Source organism: Paenibacillus sp. 32352 (assembly GCF_002042965.1).
Lineage (GTDB): Bacteria > Bacillota > Bacilli > Paenibacillales > NBRC-103111 > Paenibacillus_S > Paenibacillus_S vulneris.
On the sequence record NZ_MZNT01000010.1, the window covers coordinates 171,332 to 186,365 of the forward strand.

The 15,034-nt window shown below is 50.7% G+C and carries 10 protein-coding genes; 3 read left to right on the forward strand and 7 right to left on the reverse strand.

The genetic code is table 11. The features are described from left to right. Window positions 1–296: 296 nt before the first annotated feature. Together B1728_RS22770 and B1728_RS22775 are read right to left on the reverse strand one after the other, a co-directional pair. Window positions 297–1,667 (reverse strand): ABC transporter substrate-binding protein, encoded by a 1,371-nt coding sequence (locus B1728_RS22770; RefSeq protein WP_079912705.1) that lies wholly within the window; start codon window positions 1,665–1,667, stop codon window positions 297–299. 162 nt (window positions 1,668–1,829) lie between these two features. Further along, window positions 1,830–3,254, reverse strand: coding sequence for an AraC family transcriptional regulator (locus B1728_RS22775; RefSeq protein ID WP_079912706.1), 1,425 nt, complete (start codon window positions 3,252–3,254; stop codon window positions 1,830–1,832). A gap of 446 nt (window positions 3,255–3,700) precedes the next feature. On the opposite strand from B1728_RS22775, the gene B1728_RS22780 reads away from it, so the two are divergent. Together B1728_RS22780 and B1728_RS22785 are read left to right on the forward strand one after the other, a co-directional pair. Next, entirely contained in the window at window positions 3,701–5,695 is a 1,995-nt protein-coding gene (locus B1728_RS22780) for a beta-galactosidase (protein WP_079912707.1), read from the forward strand. Window positions 5,696–5,889: 194 nt separating this feature from the next. Beyond that, on the forward strand, window positions 5,890–7,425 hold the full coding sequence (locus B1728_RS22785) for a leucine-rich repeat domain-containing protein (RefSeq protein ID WP_079912708.1): 1,536 nt from the start codon (window positions 5,890–5,892) through the stop codon (window positions 7,423–7,425). Between the two features lie 133 nt (window positions 7,426–7,558). Here B1728_RS22785 and B1728_RS22790 read toward each other — a convergent pair whose 3' ends face one another. Continuing rightward, the gene (locus B1728_RS22790) at window positions 7,559–8,296 is read right to left on the reverse strand and encodes an SDR family oxidoreductase (RefSeq protein WP_079912709.1); all 738 of its coding nucleotides are present in this window, start codon (window positions 8,294–8,296) and stop codon (window positions 7,559–7,561) included. A 187-nt stretch (window positions 8,297–8,483) separates the two neighbouring features. Between B1728_RS22790 and B1728_RS22795 the strand changes: the two genes are divergently transcribed. Next, complete coding sequence (locus B1728_RS22795; RefSeq protein ID WP_079912710.1) at window positions 8,484–9,410, forward strand: AraC family transcriptional regulator; 927 nt, start codon at window positions 8,484–8,486, stop codon at window positions 9,408–9,410. A gap of 228 nt (window positions 9,411–9,638) precedes the next feature. Here the strand turns inward: B1728_RS22795 and B1728_RS22800 are convergent, their stop codons facing one another. From B1728_RS22800 to pflB, 4 genes are all read right to left on the reverse strand, one after another. Next, window positions 9,639–10,274, reverse strand: coding sequence for a hypothetical protein (locus tag B1728_RS22800; RefSeq protein ID WP_079912711.1), 636 nt, complete (start codon window positions 10,272–10,274; stop codon window positions 9,639–9,641). Window positions 10,275–10,686: 412 nt separating this feature from the next. Further along, the gene (locus B1728_RS22810) at window positions 10,687–11,670 is read right to left on the reverse strand and encodes a hypothetical protein (RefSeq protein ID WP_079912713.1); all 984 of its coding nucleotides are present in this window, start codon (window positions 11,668–11,670) and stop codon (window positions 10,687–10,689) included. Between the two features lie 250 nt (window positions 11,671–11,920). Beyond that, window positions 11,921–12,709, reverse strand: a complete 789-nt coding sequence (gene pflA, locus B1728_RS22815; protein WP_079912714.1) for a pyruvate formate-lyase-activating protein — start codon at window positions 12,707–12,709, stop codon at window positions 11,921–11,923. Between the two features lie 38 nt (window positions 12,710–12,747). Then, complete coding sequence (gene pflB / locus B1728_RS22820) at window positions 12,748–15,024, reverse strand: formate C-acetyltransferase (protein WP_079912715.1); 2,277 nt, start codon at window positions 15,022–15,024, stop codon at window positions 12,748–12,750. Window positions 15,025–15,034 lie beyond the last annotated feature (10 nt).

A 15,034-nucleotide genomic window follows, 5' to 3' on the forward strand; every position in this document is an offset into this window, starting at 1 on the left:
TTCGATGTTCATGAGACTAAAGCCACTTTTTTTTCATCATTGTTTTCTATATTAAACTGCTTTAGAATTCTCGGTTCATTATACAGCAATGCATAGGGCACTGCAATCGACAAAAGCGTCTCCTCTTCTATCATACAACGAATCTATCAGGATAAAAATCTCTTTATGCATTTCTCTTTCTATCTTGGGATACCGTCCCATTACAATCCATAGTCCGAATTTAACTTTATAACCAAACGGCAAAAAAGCGCCCGGAAATATCGTTCCGAAACGCTCTATATGTCTTGGCAATGAGCTTATTTTTTCTTCTCCGCCTCAATCGCTTTATTGGCCGTTTCTTCCGCCTTGCGCAGGGCTGAGTTCAAATCGGCAGCATCGGTAGCGACCTCGGCGATGGCTGCTTCCAGGGGCTTCTGGGCCAGCGGCTCCAGCGGACTGCGCGGTGAGCTTGCGGCCGGTGTCAGGAAATAAGTCGATTGGAAGTGAATGTTTTTCCCCTTCAAATCCTCCCCCATAGCCTTGCGAACTTGTTCGTTTTTCAACGAGGTCATTTCGCCGCGCTTGGATACAATCATTTGGAATTCATCCGATGTCAAATATTTGATGACCTCCATAGCTGCGTCCTGCTGCTTGGAAATAGAGGCGATATTCCAGAAGGTCGGGTACGATTGCGGTCCCGTTCGCGGGGCATCCTTGAACACAGGGGAGGATACCATCCCCCAGTTCATTTGATCGAGCTCGTTCGTATTGGCCGAATACAGGTCGGATAAATAGACGAACATCGCCAGGTTCTTTTCTTTATAGAATTCGTTTTTATAAGGCATTTTGTTCGAGTTGGAGGCAACGTATTTTTTATAGTCCGGCATATCGCCTTCGGCCTTATAAATCCCCTGATAGATTCGTTTCCAACGCTCGTCTTGAGCCAGAGATTTCTCTGTCTTCGGATCTACCGCACCGACAGAAAGCTGGTTAAGGCGGATATAATGCAGCGGGGATACAACTAAGCCCAAATACGTCTTACCGTTATCCATCCTTGTTAATCTCTTGGCTATTTCCAGCGTTTCTTCCCAGGTCATCCCGTCCTTCGGGTAAGCTTCCCCGAAACGATCGAATATGTCCTTATTATAAAAGGTCACCATCGTCATATCGTTGACAGGCAGTCCATAGATTCCGCCTTTGGCCAGCTGGCGCATAACATCGATGGGGCCCTGATCAAACCGGCTCAGGTCGATATTGTGCTGTTTGATTTTATCCGTAATGTCCATGGCCAGCCCGGGATTGATCAGTCCGTCAAAGATGTTGCCGGAGCTTTCGTAAATGATATCGATTGGCGTTCCCGCCGTGATCAGGTCTGTTATCAGGCTGCCGGTGCCCTTCTTGATATATTTGAACGTGTAGTTAGGGAATTTCGCTTTCAAATATTTCCCGTAGTTCGCTTCAAAGGACTCTTCGCTCAGCGCACCGCTGGACGTAATCGTCAAATCGGCTTTCTCCGGCGCCAGCGATGGGGTCTTCGCCTCCTTATTGCCGCCGTCCGTGCCGCCGTTTCCTGTCGCACTTCCGGTTGTCCCGCCTCCTCCGCAGGCAGAAACCATCAAGGATAGCATCGCCAGCCATAGAATAGATAAGGTCGTTCTTCTTCTCGCTCTATCCTTCCCCGCGTTCATATGAACCCCTCCTGATCTTGTTCTTGAAGCTCCATCTGAACCTTCAACATCAGAATAAGAGAGAGGAGGATTACGGTCTATCAGCTTATCTATACCTGATGGTGCAAGCTGATCTGGTGATTATTTTATGAGGCCTATGATCATGCAAGGAGTTCAACCAGACTATTCGAACACAGGCTCACTGGTTCGTTCCGCAAGATAGCCCATCTCTTCGAACAGCGGCTTTCTCCCGTATTTCATTCGGAATTCGCCTGGTGTCATCCCTTGCCCTTTGCGGAAGGAACGAATGAAATTCTGAGAGTTTTTATACTGCAGCTTATACGCGATTTCCTTGACCGGCAGACCGGTTTCAATCAGCCATTTCCGGGCCATCTCATGCCGCTGTTTAGCCAAATATTCGCTGAACGTAATGTTCATTTCTTTATTAAACAAGCCGCTTAAATAATTGGGATTGTAATGCAGCCTGGCAGCTACGGTTTCAAGCGACAGATCGGTATCGTATTCCTCGCGAATCATGGTTACGATCTGATCGAGCAGATTTTTTTTGTAGGATTTCATGTTTCCCTCTAGTGTAGTCAGACATGGGTCCATCAGGACTTGCTTAAACCAACATTCTATCTCCGCTTCGGATTGAAGCTTTATGACTTGCTGAATCAAGGATGTCCGGCTGTTCTGCCAAACGTCATACAAAATCCCCCATTGCCGCATATGCTCCATAAAAGCAAACAGCAAACGGACCATCGACAGCTCCAGCATTTGCGGGCCGCCTGCATTGCGAACCATTTCCTTAACAACCTGATGAAGCAGGTTATCCGCTCTTTCGATCTCACAATGCTTAACGGCTTCCAGCCACTCCTGCTCCAATTCATGAGGGAGCGGGTAACCGCCCGCGGACTCCGACAAAGTATGCTCATAGTAATAAACCGGTTGGGAATGTGTCCATATCCGGTATTTAAATGCTTCCAGACTTTCTTGGTAAGCTGCCGGGATATACATCCGGTCGACAAAGACCGAGCTGACCCCGACGCTGATAGTAAGTGATAAATACTCGGATACCGCCGTCCGGACCCTGTCGACCCAGGTGTCTAACATGGCCCTGAATGCCGCATGATCCTGATCCCGGCCCGCGGCCAAAAGCACGATCTTCTCTTCGATGGAGACCGGCGTCAGACGAGAGGATGAAGGAATCAGCTCCTCTATCACATTACGGATAGCGAATAAGAGCAGCTCCCTATCATTCTCTGAAAAACGGGTATGCTCCAGCGACTCGATACGATACGTCATTACAGCCAGCGGATTCTGCCGGTCAGGAGCACCGCCGATGGCGGCAAGACGGGTTTGCAGCTCCGGCTGCGTGTAGCCCCCAAGAAACAGCTGCTTCAAAAAATACCGGTTCAGCTGCGCTGCCTGGTCGTCCAATTGCTGCTCCAGCCGTTGTTTCATGTCCGTCAAATACCGCAGCTGCTCCGCCATTACGGTATCGGGTTTGCCTTCCTCTTGCTTCCGTGTGCAGGGCACCTTCTCATTCATGCGCTTCTGCATAAAAAGAAGTCCCATCATCATCGATGCCAAGCAGCCTGAGATCAATATGCTTGATCTCCAGAATGAATCTTTCCCTGTCAACAATTCCGCGATAGCCAATGTTGTGCTGCAAATAAAACAAAGACTAAGGCATTTGTAAAAGAGCCTGCTTGCATGAAGCAAAGAATCAACCTCCTCGGGAAACAGCTGCTTTCTTCATACCGTTTAGCTTCATTCTAGCCCAATTCGGATGTCATACCATCAGCCGGATTTAACTTATTCTCGCCATACCTGCAATTCATCAAAGCGGCATATCGCATGTAACGGAAGAAATGACGGAATAACCCCTGCTAAACCTCTGATTTTCAAGAAAGTGCAAACAAATCAATAATGTGTAAGGAAATTGGGAGGGGTTATCAAGAATCTGCAATTGAAGGGCCGCCCGTATTCTTATAAGATGAATAAAATCGTGTAATGCGAGTTATTTATTGAGGGCTGGAGAGATGAAAAAAATGGAAAAACGATTGTACCATGGAGCCGCTTTTTATCCGGAATTGTGGAGTTCCGACGTAATCGCTCAGGATATTCAGCTTATGAAGGAAGCAGGTATTAATGTAGCACGGATCGGGGAGTTCGCCTGGTCCCGAATGGAGCCTGAGGAGGATAACATCGATATCAGCTTCTTCGTCGATGTAATCAATCAGCTGCACGCCAACGGCATTCAAACTGTCATGTGCACCCCGACTCCGACGCCGCCGATTTGGTTCACCCACGGGCATCCGGAGCGGATGTATGTCGATGAGAACGGCACGGTGATGGGCCATGGCTCCAGACAGCATGCTTGCACCAACAACGCTTATTTCAGAAAAAGAGCGGCCATCATCACGGAGCATATCGCCAAAGCGATTGGCCCGCTACCGGGAGTCATCGGCTGGCAGATCGATAACGAGTTCAAGGCTCATGTAGCCGAATGTATGTGTGAAACCTGCAAAGACTTGTGGCATCAATGGCTCCAGGACCGTTATGGCACGGTCGAGAGGCTGAATGAGGCTTGGGGTACGGACATTTGGAGCGAATATTATCACCGCTTCGATCAGGTGCCGCAGCCCGGAGCCGCGCCTTTTCTGCACAATTCTTCCTTAAGAACGATGTATCAGCTGTTCTCCTACGAAAAAATCGCCGAGTTTTCGGACGAGCAGGCGGCCATTATCCGCAACTATTCGAAAGCGCCTATCACTCATAACAGCAGTGTAGCCTTTCATGTAGATAACGAGCGTCTGTTTAAAAATCTGGATTTTGCCTCGTTCGATACGTATGCAAATTTCGATAATATGCCCGGGTATTTGATCAACTGCGATCTGTTCCGCAACTTCAAGCAGGGCAAAGATTTCTGGATTATGGAAACGAGCACCTCGTTCAGCGCTTCTCTGGAAAGCTATGCCAAGCCCCATCCGAACGGCTACTTGCGTTCTGAAGCGGTGGCCGCTTATGCGCTTGGCGCGGAGGCCTTCTGCTACTGGCTGTGGCGCCAGCAGCGGGCAGGCTGCGAGCAGCCTCACGGCTCGGTCATTAGCGCCTGGGGCAAGCCGACGGTAGGCTACCAGAGCGTATTGGAGGTGGAGCAGGCCCGCAAGCGGATTGAGCCTGTCATAGTTGCATCGCACCCTACCCAAGCCGAGGTTGCAATCACGTATTCAGACCGTTCCAAAGCGTTCCTCAAGACGGAGCCTCACCGCAAGCTGAACCATCGCGGTTTGGTGACTTCGTTCTACGAGCGTTTCGTTGACATGGGAATCCACCGTGATCTGACCCCGGAAGGAGCCGACCTCGACGGCTACAAGCTGCTCTTCACTCCGTTCCTCCATTATGTCTCGTCGGACTACAGGGAACGTGCCAAGGCGCTTGTGGAGCGCGGCGGCATCTGGGTTATCGGACCGCTGACAGGAGGTAGAACCGAAAACCACACGGTACATACCGATGCTGCGCTGAGCCTGGAGCTGGAGCAATTGGCAGGAGTGGAGACACTGTTTACGTATCCGATGGAAGGCACCACGACGCTCGGCAGCGCCTTCGGCGTGTCCGCACCGCTGAGCATGTGGAGCTCGGTATTCGAACCGAAGGGCGCTAGCGCCGTAGGCCTTCTGGAGCAAGGGCTGACACCGGGCAAAGCCTTTATTACCGAGCACCGCTGCGGCAAAGGCAGAATCGTTATGCTCGGCTCCATGCCGACAGGGGAGGAAGGCGACCTTCTGCTGCGCAAGCTCATCGATCACTATGCGGCAGAAGCCGGCGTCACGCTGAGAACCGATGTGACCCCTGGCACCATTGTGGCACCGAGACATACAGACACTCACGATCTGTGGGTCGTTGTCAATATGAATGGTAATGGAGGAACGGTTACAATTCCTGTACAAGCTACAGATGCGTTGACACAGGACATCATCCAGCCGGGTACGCTGGAACTGGGAGCTTTCGAATATCGGATTGTACAATTTCCCCGGCAATAATTTTACATGACATGCAAAAGGCTGGTTCACACCTAGGGTGAGCCAGCTTTATTTGTTCCCAATAATAGAACTTAACTCTAGTGATACAGTAGATACCGTACCGGGTATTGCCGATTTCAGGATGCTCGACTCTGCGGGGATTTGGTATACTTATCCAATAACCTACCCTTCGCGACCGGAAAGGAGCACTCCTCATGAAACCTGCTATAGGCGACATCTATTGCGTCTATGTCGATAAGCTTCAGCAATATGCCGCATGTCAGGTCACCGGGCTTAAAGAAAGCTCATCCAGCCGTTCCCAAGGTCTCATTTCCATAGTGGAGCTTGATTGGACCGGGGAAAGCCTGCCGAGCGAAACCGAGCTGCAGGCAATGCGGCCGCTTCGCTGCAATTATTTGTTTTGGGACAACCGTCTGGATCATAGCTATGTGGATGCCAATGTACCGAAAAATTACCTTTTCGCGGGAACTATTCCTCCACTGATTACGGAAGAACCTAACAGCTACAGCGGATGGTCTACGGGAGGAAGCGTTTATCGGCAGCGCCAATGGGAGCAAATCCCGGAACGGCTTCGAGAGCAATTTAAAGCTGCGTCCCGGGAGGATACCATTGTTGAGCTGGAAGGACATCAAGTCCGGCGTTCCACCAGCAGAATCCATGAATCCATTCTTGATAACTTGACGGACATGAGCGAGCTTAGCAAGCTCCCTTGTCTGACCCAAATTCAAGCCAGCCGCCTTTATGATGGGCTGCTCCCTTATTTAAGACATCATCCTTTTGTTATAGAGCTCCAATTGGGAGAACATAGCTGTACCTCTCTCGATTTGCGTGATACGCACCTGCAGCGGCTATCCGTCTACGCAGGAGGACTCGAAAGATTGGTTCTAAACCCGGAGCTGTCCACACTATCTCTATGGGGACCGATATCGCCCAAGCTGCAGATCATAGCCGAGGACCAAGGAAGATGGATTCATGCTTCATTCACTTCTAAGCCTCCGCTTCATTGCGGACTGGATCGATTGAAGGGGTTGCATCTTACGGGTATTACCGAATTGGACCTGCTTCCTGTCATTCAAAGCTATCCCATGCTTCAGGAGCTCCGTCTATGGGGTAAGCCCGGGGTCATAGCCAATATAGGCAGCATAGCCGCTCTGCCCAAGCTGCAAACCTTCAGCACCTCCGACCTGTTCGGATTTACGCCGGAGGAGTTTCCTCATCCGGAGCAGCTTCCTCAATTGACATGGCTCTGGATGTCGAGCTTACCTGCAGATGCAGCCAAGTCCATTAAAGCCCGCTTCAAAAAAGAGGTCGCTAACGGATTGGATCTCTCCATTACGAAGCCGCGCAAACCGGAGTGGCTGGCTGAGAATTTGGATAACCCGTTTCGGGATTGGGACGGCCGCGAACATATCACATCGGCGAATGCCAAAAAAGCGGCCGCTTTGTACAAAAAGACATCGGCCGAGATTCATGCTTTGATCCGCCAGGCTCTTGATGAATCCGAGGCTTCGGAAGTACAAGCCCAATTGAATGCCATCGTCCGACAATATGCGGAGGCCTTTAATCGAATGGACCGCCGTCAGGGCTTTATCGAAACCGTAGAAAGGGAAGAAATATACGCAGTATTATCAGAGCTGCTGAATTCGGCAGCCGGCAGGCTGGCAATGGCCGGGGCGAGTGTTGATATCGAGGAGCTTTATGCTGCCTTCGACGCGGTTAGAGATTATTAGACCTGGGGGCGATGCGGGATGTGATGGTTCGCAGTGCTAGTATAGTATCCCATAGGTCTCGGTCCCAATAGACGCACCAAAAAATACGGGAGCATGCCGTTGGCTAGCTCCCGTTGTTTGCTTTTTCATAGATTTAATTGAACCCGCCGTTTGAACGAATCGTCTGTCCTGTAATCCAACGAGCCTTGTCGCTGACAAGCAGCTCGACCGCGTTGGCAATGTCCTCAGGCTCTCCAAGCCGTCCGAACGCGTTCATTCGGCGGTACGAATCAACCAGCTCCGGCGATTTGCCGTTCAAGAACAACTCGGTTGCTACTTGCCCGGGCGCAATGCAATTGATGACGATATCTTTGGGGCCAAACTCCTTGGCCAATTGACGGGTCAACTGTTCAACCGCCCCTTTCGTTGCAGCGTAGATGCTATACTCTGGAAGCATAGCGCCAGCTACAGAGGTCGAGAAGTTGATGATCGTGCCGCCCTTTGCCATATGCTTCATGGCTTGCTGGCAAGCAAAATAAGTGCCTTTTACGTTGACCGCAAAATTTTGATCAAACATTTCCTCCGTCACATCGGAGATAGGCATACGTTCCATGATGCCGGCATTATTGACCAATATGTCCAATCGTCCAAATCGCTCGATCGTTTCCAAGAAGAGGCTTTCCACTTCTTTCACTTTACTTACATCGGCACGGATCGCGGCCGCTTCACCGCCGGATTGCTCAATCGTCTTTACAACCTCATTCGCTTTTTCTTGATTCGAGGTATAATTGACAACCACCTTCGCTCCGGATCGTGCCAATTGGATGGCGACCTGACGCCCGATACCCCGTGATGCCCCAGTGACGATAGCTACTTTTCCATTCAAATTCATTTTCATTCTCTCCTTTATTTTTCATTGCGGCCGTTCGGTTTTACGCCGTGTCCGACCTTGTAAGCTTATTATAGGGAATATTTGTTTTCCCCCGTTAGAACATCCCTATTCAATCCTTGCCTATTTCTCTTTTATCCCGTTATGATGTAAATAAACATAAATCCCTTTTGGAAAGGAACTTACAACCATGGATGAATCCCTGCGCAAGGAGCTGGCCTTGCAGCAATTGGCGCTCTTGATCCGCCGTCATGCTCCGTCTAGCGGCATACATCGGACGTCTGTGCCTTCTTTGTCGCTGATGCATGCCACACAGTTGTCAGAACCGCTGGAATCCATATATAAGCCATCCATATGCGTCGTGGCGCAAGGGGCGAAGACAGCCTCATTAGCCGATGAGACTTACCGGTATGATCCATCGACATATCTGGTCACTTCCGTCGAGCTGCCGATTATCGGGAGAATTATCGAAGCTTCGCCCGAGGTCCCGTATCTGAGCTTGAAGCTGAGCTTCGACGCCGACGTCATTCTGGATATCGTGAAAGAGACGAACCAACCCGCCAACGTCCCTGCTGAAGCCTCGCGCGGCATCACCGTGAATCAAACATCAACTGCATTACTCGATGCCATCTTGCGGCTCATGCAGCTGCTAAACGATCCCGAGGACGTCCCGATTCTGGCGCCGCTCATCATCCGGGAAATTGTGTACCGGGTGCTTCAAGGCGAACAAGGCGACCTTCTCCGCCAATTCGCGATTATCGGCAGCCATTCTCACAGTATTGCTCAAGCGATTCAGTTGATTAACCGGGAATACGATCGCCCGCTCTTGGTCGAGCAGCTTGCAAAATCCGTAAATATGAGCACGTCGGCGTTTCATAAGCATTTCAAGCTCGTCACGGCGATGAGTCCGCTGCAATACCAGAAAACGGTCCGTTTGCAGGAAGCCCGGCGCCTCATGCTGACGGAAACCTTGCAGGCTTCCGATGCAGCCTTCCGCGTAGGCTACGAGAGCCCGTCCCAGTTCAGCCGGGAGTATGCTCGTATGTACGGACGTCCGCCGATGCTGGATGTTCAGGAGCTTCGCGGTTCCATTACAAGGTCTAATATGTTGGGCTGAAAAATTTGAGTGGCGGGAAGTCAAGGGTGGTAATAACAATCCTGACGATTCCCAACAAAAAGAGGTAGGTACTAAATTAGAGGTGGGATATTACAGTCTTACGTTCTTGATGAAAACTACTACTGGTGAGTCAGCTTCCTTAATGCCCTCGAGCATTAAGGAAGTGTCATTTTATATTTGTGGCTTTCTTGCTGATATTGCCGGGCAGCTTAATTGCTTATCCGGTTTTTATATAAATCCCAATGATTCCAACTCCCGATAAACTTCCTCTGCAGCACATTCAGGGTTCAGCCTTTGTATCATCTCGACAGTAACGGGGATACCCTCATAAATTTGTTCAACAACCTCTATGGGCAGCTCCAGTTCAAAATAATCTTCCGCAAATTGTACGAAATCTTCCGGTGTCTGGTAAATCGTTCCTAACAAAAATGAAGAGCCATCATCTGCTCCATTCGGCAGCTTAACCTTTCCTTTCTGCCAGGTTGGATCACTATTTTTACGCCATATACAAAAAGTCACATCTTCTTTTTCAATTCCTTCATGCTCTAATAGAGAGAGTAATTCGTTCGGAACGTTATCATAGATGCCCGGCCATACCTTATGTTCATCTTGCGCATAGGGACTTAGCTGGGATTCATGGTCAAACCCCTTTATGATACAGCCATCGGAGGAAAACAGCATGATAAGGTGGTCCCCTACCCCATTACGTATTTTGGCCATAGAAACTCCTTCATCCCATTCCTGAACAAAGCTATGATAACGAAGCCATTCCGTCTCACAAAGAATCGTATTTAAAGCTGCTTGAACGGCCATTAGCTTTTTTAAGCTTGCCGGTTCTGGTAATTGTTCTAACTCATTCAACATCTTTATCCCGCCTTTGACTATAGTAGCGCGACATGACCGTTGATGTTATGCCGGCAGCCGCGTCGCATGTTAAATAGGAGTAATAACCCTTACTTCAATATAAAACTTTGTAAACTAACAAAAAAGATAAATAAAGATACAATGATGGTTGTATAACCCCAAGTTCTTTTTCCGTTGCTTATAACTTCGGATAATCCCGAAGCCAATAACGACAACGCTAGAAATAACATTAAATAGGGTATCAGTTCAAGCTTTTTGTCATCAAAATATAGGAGGAAATACCAATTATAATGAACTGAAAAATATTATTTATTATTTTCAGCAACACTTTGTACCTCCTAAAACCATATAGAACAATATAGATAATACCATATGCTGGTATTTTCTCGCTAATCCTCGTTTAGCTTAAGGATCAGGGTTGTATCCACATCTCACCGCTCCAACTGTGAATTCGGTACCACCGATTGCCTTGCGGATCGTCCCATTGCTCGAAAGCCTTTACCTTTTGCGGGCTAATAAGTCCAAAGGCGGGAAATGGCATGGTTGGAAACAGATGCTGTTCCGTATTTTTTGTCAGCTCTAAGGTTTCATCTATTTTCTTTACACCTACGGGCTGTGCAAATTGCGGGTTTACCCAAAAGATGCTGCCGTTTTGGCCGCGCACATGGTATACTCCGTTGTCGGTCTTTTCCATGGCAAATACTTTTTGCGCTGGAATAAATCTGGCATCGGATGGCCGCTGCAGCCGGTTCCCCGTATCATACTCATCCATATATAAGGTTTCGGTAGGCAGATCAAGCTCCGAATTCAGCACTTCGACACGGAGATAATGAGGATTAGCTACAATCCACTGGTCTCCTAGCCAAGAAGTTTCGATGCGGTAGGATGAAGAATACATAGCGAATGGGGATTCAAATACCGCATTCGCATGCACGGTTTGCGGAGATAATACAGCCTCGGTCATTGCGGATCTGGTCGGCTCGGTGTAGAGCCGCGCATCCCATAACAAAGCGAGATAGGTATCCACAGGCTTCAATATACCGACCTTTTCCTTGTCAAGATGGACCCATAGATCGCCAAGCCATGTGGTCTTGATCTTAATCCACACCTTCCCTTGCGGATCCGCCTCAAGATAAGAAGGGTCCATGTCCACTTCAACTGTGCTCACATCTTGTGGAGTAAGTGCCGCCCAAGGCTCAACCGATTCGTCCGGCTCCGGATACAGATACGTAGTTTCCAACAATGAAATCACCGGGGGAAGCATTGATCGACCCTGCTTTTGAAAAGCCGGGGAATTAGGAGGAGGTGCACCCTTAAGCTCGGTAGTGTAGCTGAATAGCAACCCGAACGATACAATAACCGCCATGATCCCTTTCCCAGACCTTACTTTACCCATATATATAAAGCCTCCTTCGGTTTAAAGCTGCTACAAGTTAAGACGCTCCAATTAAAACTAGGTTTTTATGTATTTCGAAATTTACCAAAAATTAATCAAATCGTTCCAGCTGCATAAAAAGAAAACGAGTCGCTGGTCAAATGCGAGCCTCGTCCTCGTTTAGTTCCAATTTTTCGTTAGGAATTTCATCAAGGTAATAAAGGCTGCCGATGTCGGCAGCCCCGTATTGGTATTATTAGGTACAGATCTCTTAGGCCGAACCTGCGGATTGAGCCATCCCCAACCCGATCAGCTGCCTGGCCCGCTCCACCTCCCTCTCGGTCGGTTCCGCTACCCCTTCGAGCGGGTATGGCTTATTCAACTGCTGCCATTTATATACCCCCATCCGGTGATAAGGCAGCAGCTCCAGCTTCTCGACGTTGGTCAGTTCTCCGATGAAAGCGCCGAGCTTCATCAGATCGTCTCCGCCATCCGTTATGCCAGGTACGAGTACATGGCGTATCCAGACTGGCTTGCCCTGCTCGGATAACAGCCTGGCAAAGCGCAGCATCCGTTCGTTGGATTGGCTCGTCAGCGTCGTGTGCTTCACCGGGTCAATGTGCTTTAAATCGAGCAGCACCAAATCGGTCACATCCAGCAGCTCCCGGACATGATCAGGCTCACAGAAGCCGGAGGAATCGAGGGCTGTATGCAGGCCCCATCGCCGTTTGATTTCGGTGAACAAGGCGGTAACGAACGGAGCTTGCAAGGTCGGCTCCCCTCCGGTGACCGTGATTCCCCCTCCAGAGCGCCGATAGTATTCCAGATAGGGCTCGAGCTCGCTCAGGATATCGTCTACCTGGACGTTGCGCCCTTTGCCGGAGTCCCATGTATCCGGGTTATGGCAGTATTGGCACTGCAGCGCGCAGCCCTGCATGAACAGCACGAAGCGTATGCCCGGGCCGTCGACGGTTCCGAACGTTTCAATGGAATGAATACGTCCGGTATGAGCGTGGACGGTTCCAGTGTGATCAAGATTGGTGTGAAGGCTGCCGTTCATACGATAAGCTCCTTTCCTTGAACGCTTTAGAATCGTGGTTAAATCGATCCGTGAAACGTCCGGTGGATGACGTCGAGCTGCTGCTCCCGTGTCAGCTTGACGAAGTTGACCGCGTAACCGGAGACGCGGATGGTCAGCTGCGGATAATTCTCCGGATGCTCCATGGCATCAAGCAGATGCTCCCGGTCGAATACATTGACGTTCAGGTGATGCCCGCCGGTTGCAGAGTAACCGTCCAGCATGCTGACCAGGTTGTTCACTCTCGCCTCCTGCTCTTTGCCGAGCGCCTTCGGTATGATCGAGAATGTATTAGAGATGCCGTCGAGGCAGCTCTCATAAGGAATCTTGGCTACCGAAGCAAGCGACGCCAGAGCGCCTTTGCGGTCGCGCCCGTGCATCGGATTGGCTCCCGGAGCGAACGGTTCACCCGCTTTGCGGCCATCCGGCGTGCTGCCGGTTTTCTTCCCGTAGACGACGTTCGAGGTGATGGTCAACACGGACATCGTCGTCATCGCATTGCGGTAGGTCTTATGCTTGCGCAGCTTCGCAAGGAATGCTTCCGTCAGCTCTACGGCGATGCGGTCGACCCGTTCGTCGTTGTTGCCGTACTGCGGATAGTCGCCTTCGATTTCGAAATCGACCGCTATGCCCTGCTCGTTGCGAATCGGCCGGACTGTGGCGTATTTCAGCGCGCTCAAGCTGTCGGCTACGACAGACAGACCGGCGATACCGCATGCCATGGTACGCAAAATATCTCTATCGTGAAGCGCCATCTCCAGCCGCTCGTAGCAGTACTTATCATGCATGTAGTGAATCACATTCAGCGTGTTGATGTAGAGCTTGGCCAGCCATTCCAGCACCATATCGTACTTCGGCATAACCTCGTCGTACGTGAGCGTTTCGCTCCGAATCGGCGCTATGGCCGGACCCACCTGGATGCCCAGCTTCTCGTCCACTCCGCCATTGATCGCATAGAGCAGCGCTTTGGCAAGGTTGGCTCGCGCGCCGAAGAACTGCATCTGCTTGCCGATTCGCATCGCCGATACGCAGCAGGCAATGCCGTAATCGTCGCCGAACTGCGGCAGCATGAGATCGTCGTTCTCATATTGAATCGAGCTTGTCTCTATGGACACTTTGGCACAGTAGGCCTTGAATGCCTCCGGCAGACGGGTCGACCACAGCACCGTCAAGTTCGGTTCCGGTGCAGGACCAAGGTTATACAGCGTATGCAGGATGCGGAACGAGCTGCGCGTGACGCGTGTCGTTCCGTCCAGCGCCATGCCTCCGACAGACTCTGTCACCCAGGTCGGATCGCCGCTGAACAGCTCGTTGTAGTCCGGTGTACGCAGGAACTTCACGATTCGGAGCTTCATGACAAAGTGATCCATCAGCTCCTGCGCCGCTTCTTCCGTCAGCCTGCCTTCCCTCAGGTCACGCTCGATATAGATATCGAGGAAGCTGGATACGCGGCCGAGACTCATCGCGGCCCCGTTCTGCTCCTTAATCGCTCCAAGGTAAGCGAAGTACAGCCACTGCACCGCTTCTTTGGCCGTTACGGCCGGGCGGGAAATGTCGCAGCCGTAGGAGGTGGCCATCCGCTTTAGCTCACCCAGCGCCGCGATTTGCTCGGATAGCTCCTCCCGGACGCGGATGACCTCTTCGGTCATTGCGTCGACCTCGAGCTGCCGCAGCTCCTCTTGCTTCGCTTCAATCAACCGATCGACGCCATACAATGCGACTCGGCGGTAATCTCCGATGATTCGGCCGCGTCCATAGGCATCCGGAAGGCCGGTAATGATGCCCGCCTTCCGCGCCGTGCGCATCTCGGTCGTATAAGCGTCAAATACGCCCTGGTTATGCGTCTTGCGGATTTCGGTGAACAGCCGGACGATCTCTTGCGGCAGCTGGAATCCATACGCTTCACAAGCATCAACCACCATCCGGATGCCGCCGAACGGCTGCACGGAGCGCTTGAATGGCGCGTCCGTCTGCAGTCCGACGATCTGTTCCTTCTCTTTATCGATATAGCCCGGCGCATGGGACGTAATGGTCGATACCGTGTTCACGTCCACATCCAATACGCCTCCGCCCGCTATCTCCTGCTTCATCAGCTCGCGGATCCGCTGCCATAGGGAGACGGTCGCCTCAGTCGGACCAGCAAGAAAGGATTCGTCTCCGCTATAAGGAGTCAGATTCCGGTCGATAAAATCCTTCACATCGATATGCGTCCGCCATTTGCCGGGACGAAACCCTTCATAATACGCTTCCCATGATTGCTGCTTCTGCTGCTGCAAATCCGTTTCTTTCATTACCATGACAGGCACC

Coding starts and splice junctions, on each gene's coding strand:
- B1728_RS22770 (WP_079912705.1), bottom strand. CDS start 1,667: ATGAACGCGGGGAAGGATAGAGCGAGAAGAAGAACGACCTTATCTATT.
- B1728_RS22780 (WP_079912707.1), top strand. CDS start 3,701: ATGGAAAAACGATTGTACCATGGAGCCGCTTTTTATCCGGAATTGTGG.
- B1728_RS22785 (WP_079912708.1), top strand. CDS start 5,890: ATGAAACCTGCTATAGGCGACATCTATTGCGTCTATGTCGATAAGCTT.
- B1728_RS22790 (WP_079912709.1), bottom strand. CDS start 8,296: ATGAATTTGAATGGAAAAGTAGCTATCGTCACTGGGGCATCACGGGGT.
- B1728_RS22795 (WP_079912710.1), top strand. CDS start 8,484: ATGGATGAATCCCTGCGCAAGGAGCTGGCCTTGCAGCAATTGGCGCTC.
- B1728_RS22800 (WP_079912711.1), bottom strand. CDS start 10,274: ATGTTGAATGAGTTAGAACAATTACCAGAACCGGCAAGCTTAAAAAAG.
- B1728_RS22810 (WP_079912713.1), bottom strand. CDS start 11,670: ATGGGTAAAGTAAGGTCTGGGAAAGGGATCATGGCGGTTATTGTATCG.
- pflA (WP_079912714.1), bottom strand. CDS start 12,709: ATGAACGGCAGCCTTCACACCAATCTTGATCACACTGGAACCGTCCAC.
- pflB (WP_079912715.1), bottom strand. CDS start 15,024: ATGGTAATGAAAGAAACGGATTTGCAGCAGCAGAAGCAGCAATCATGG.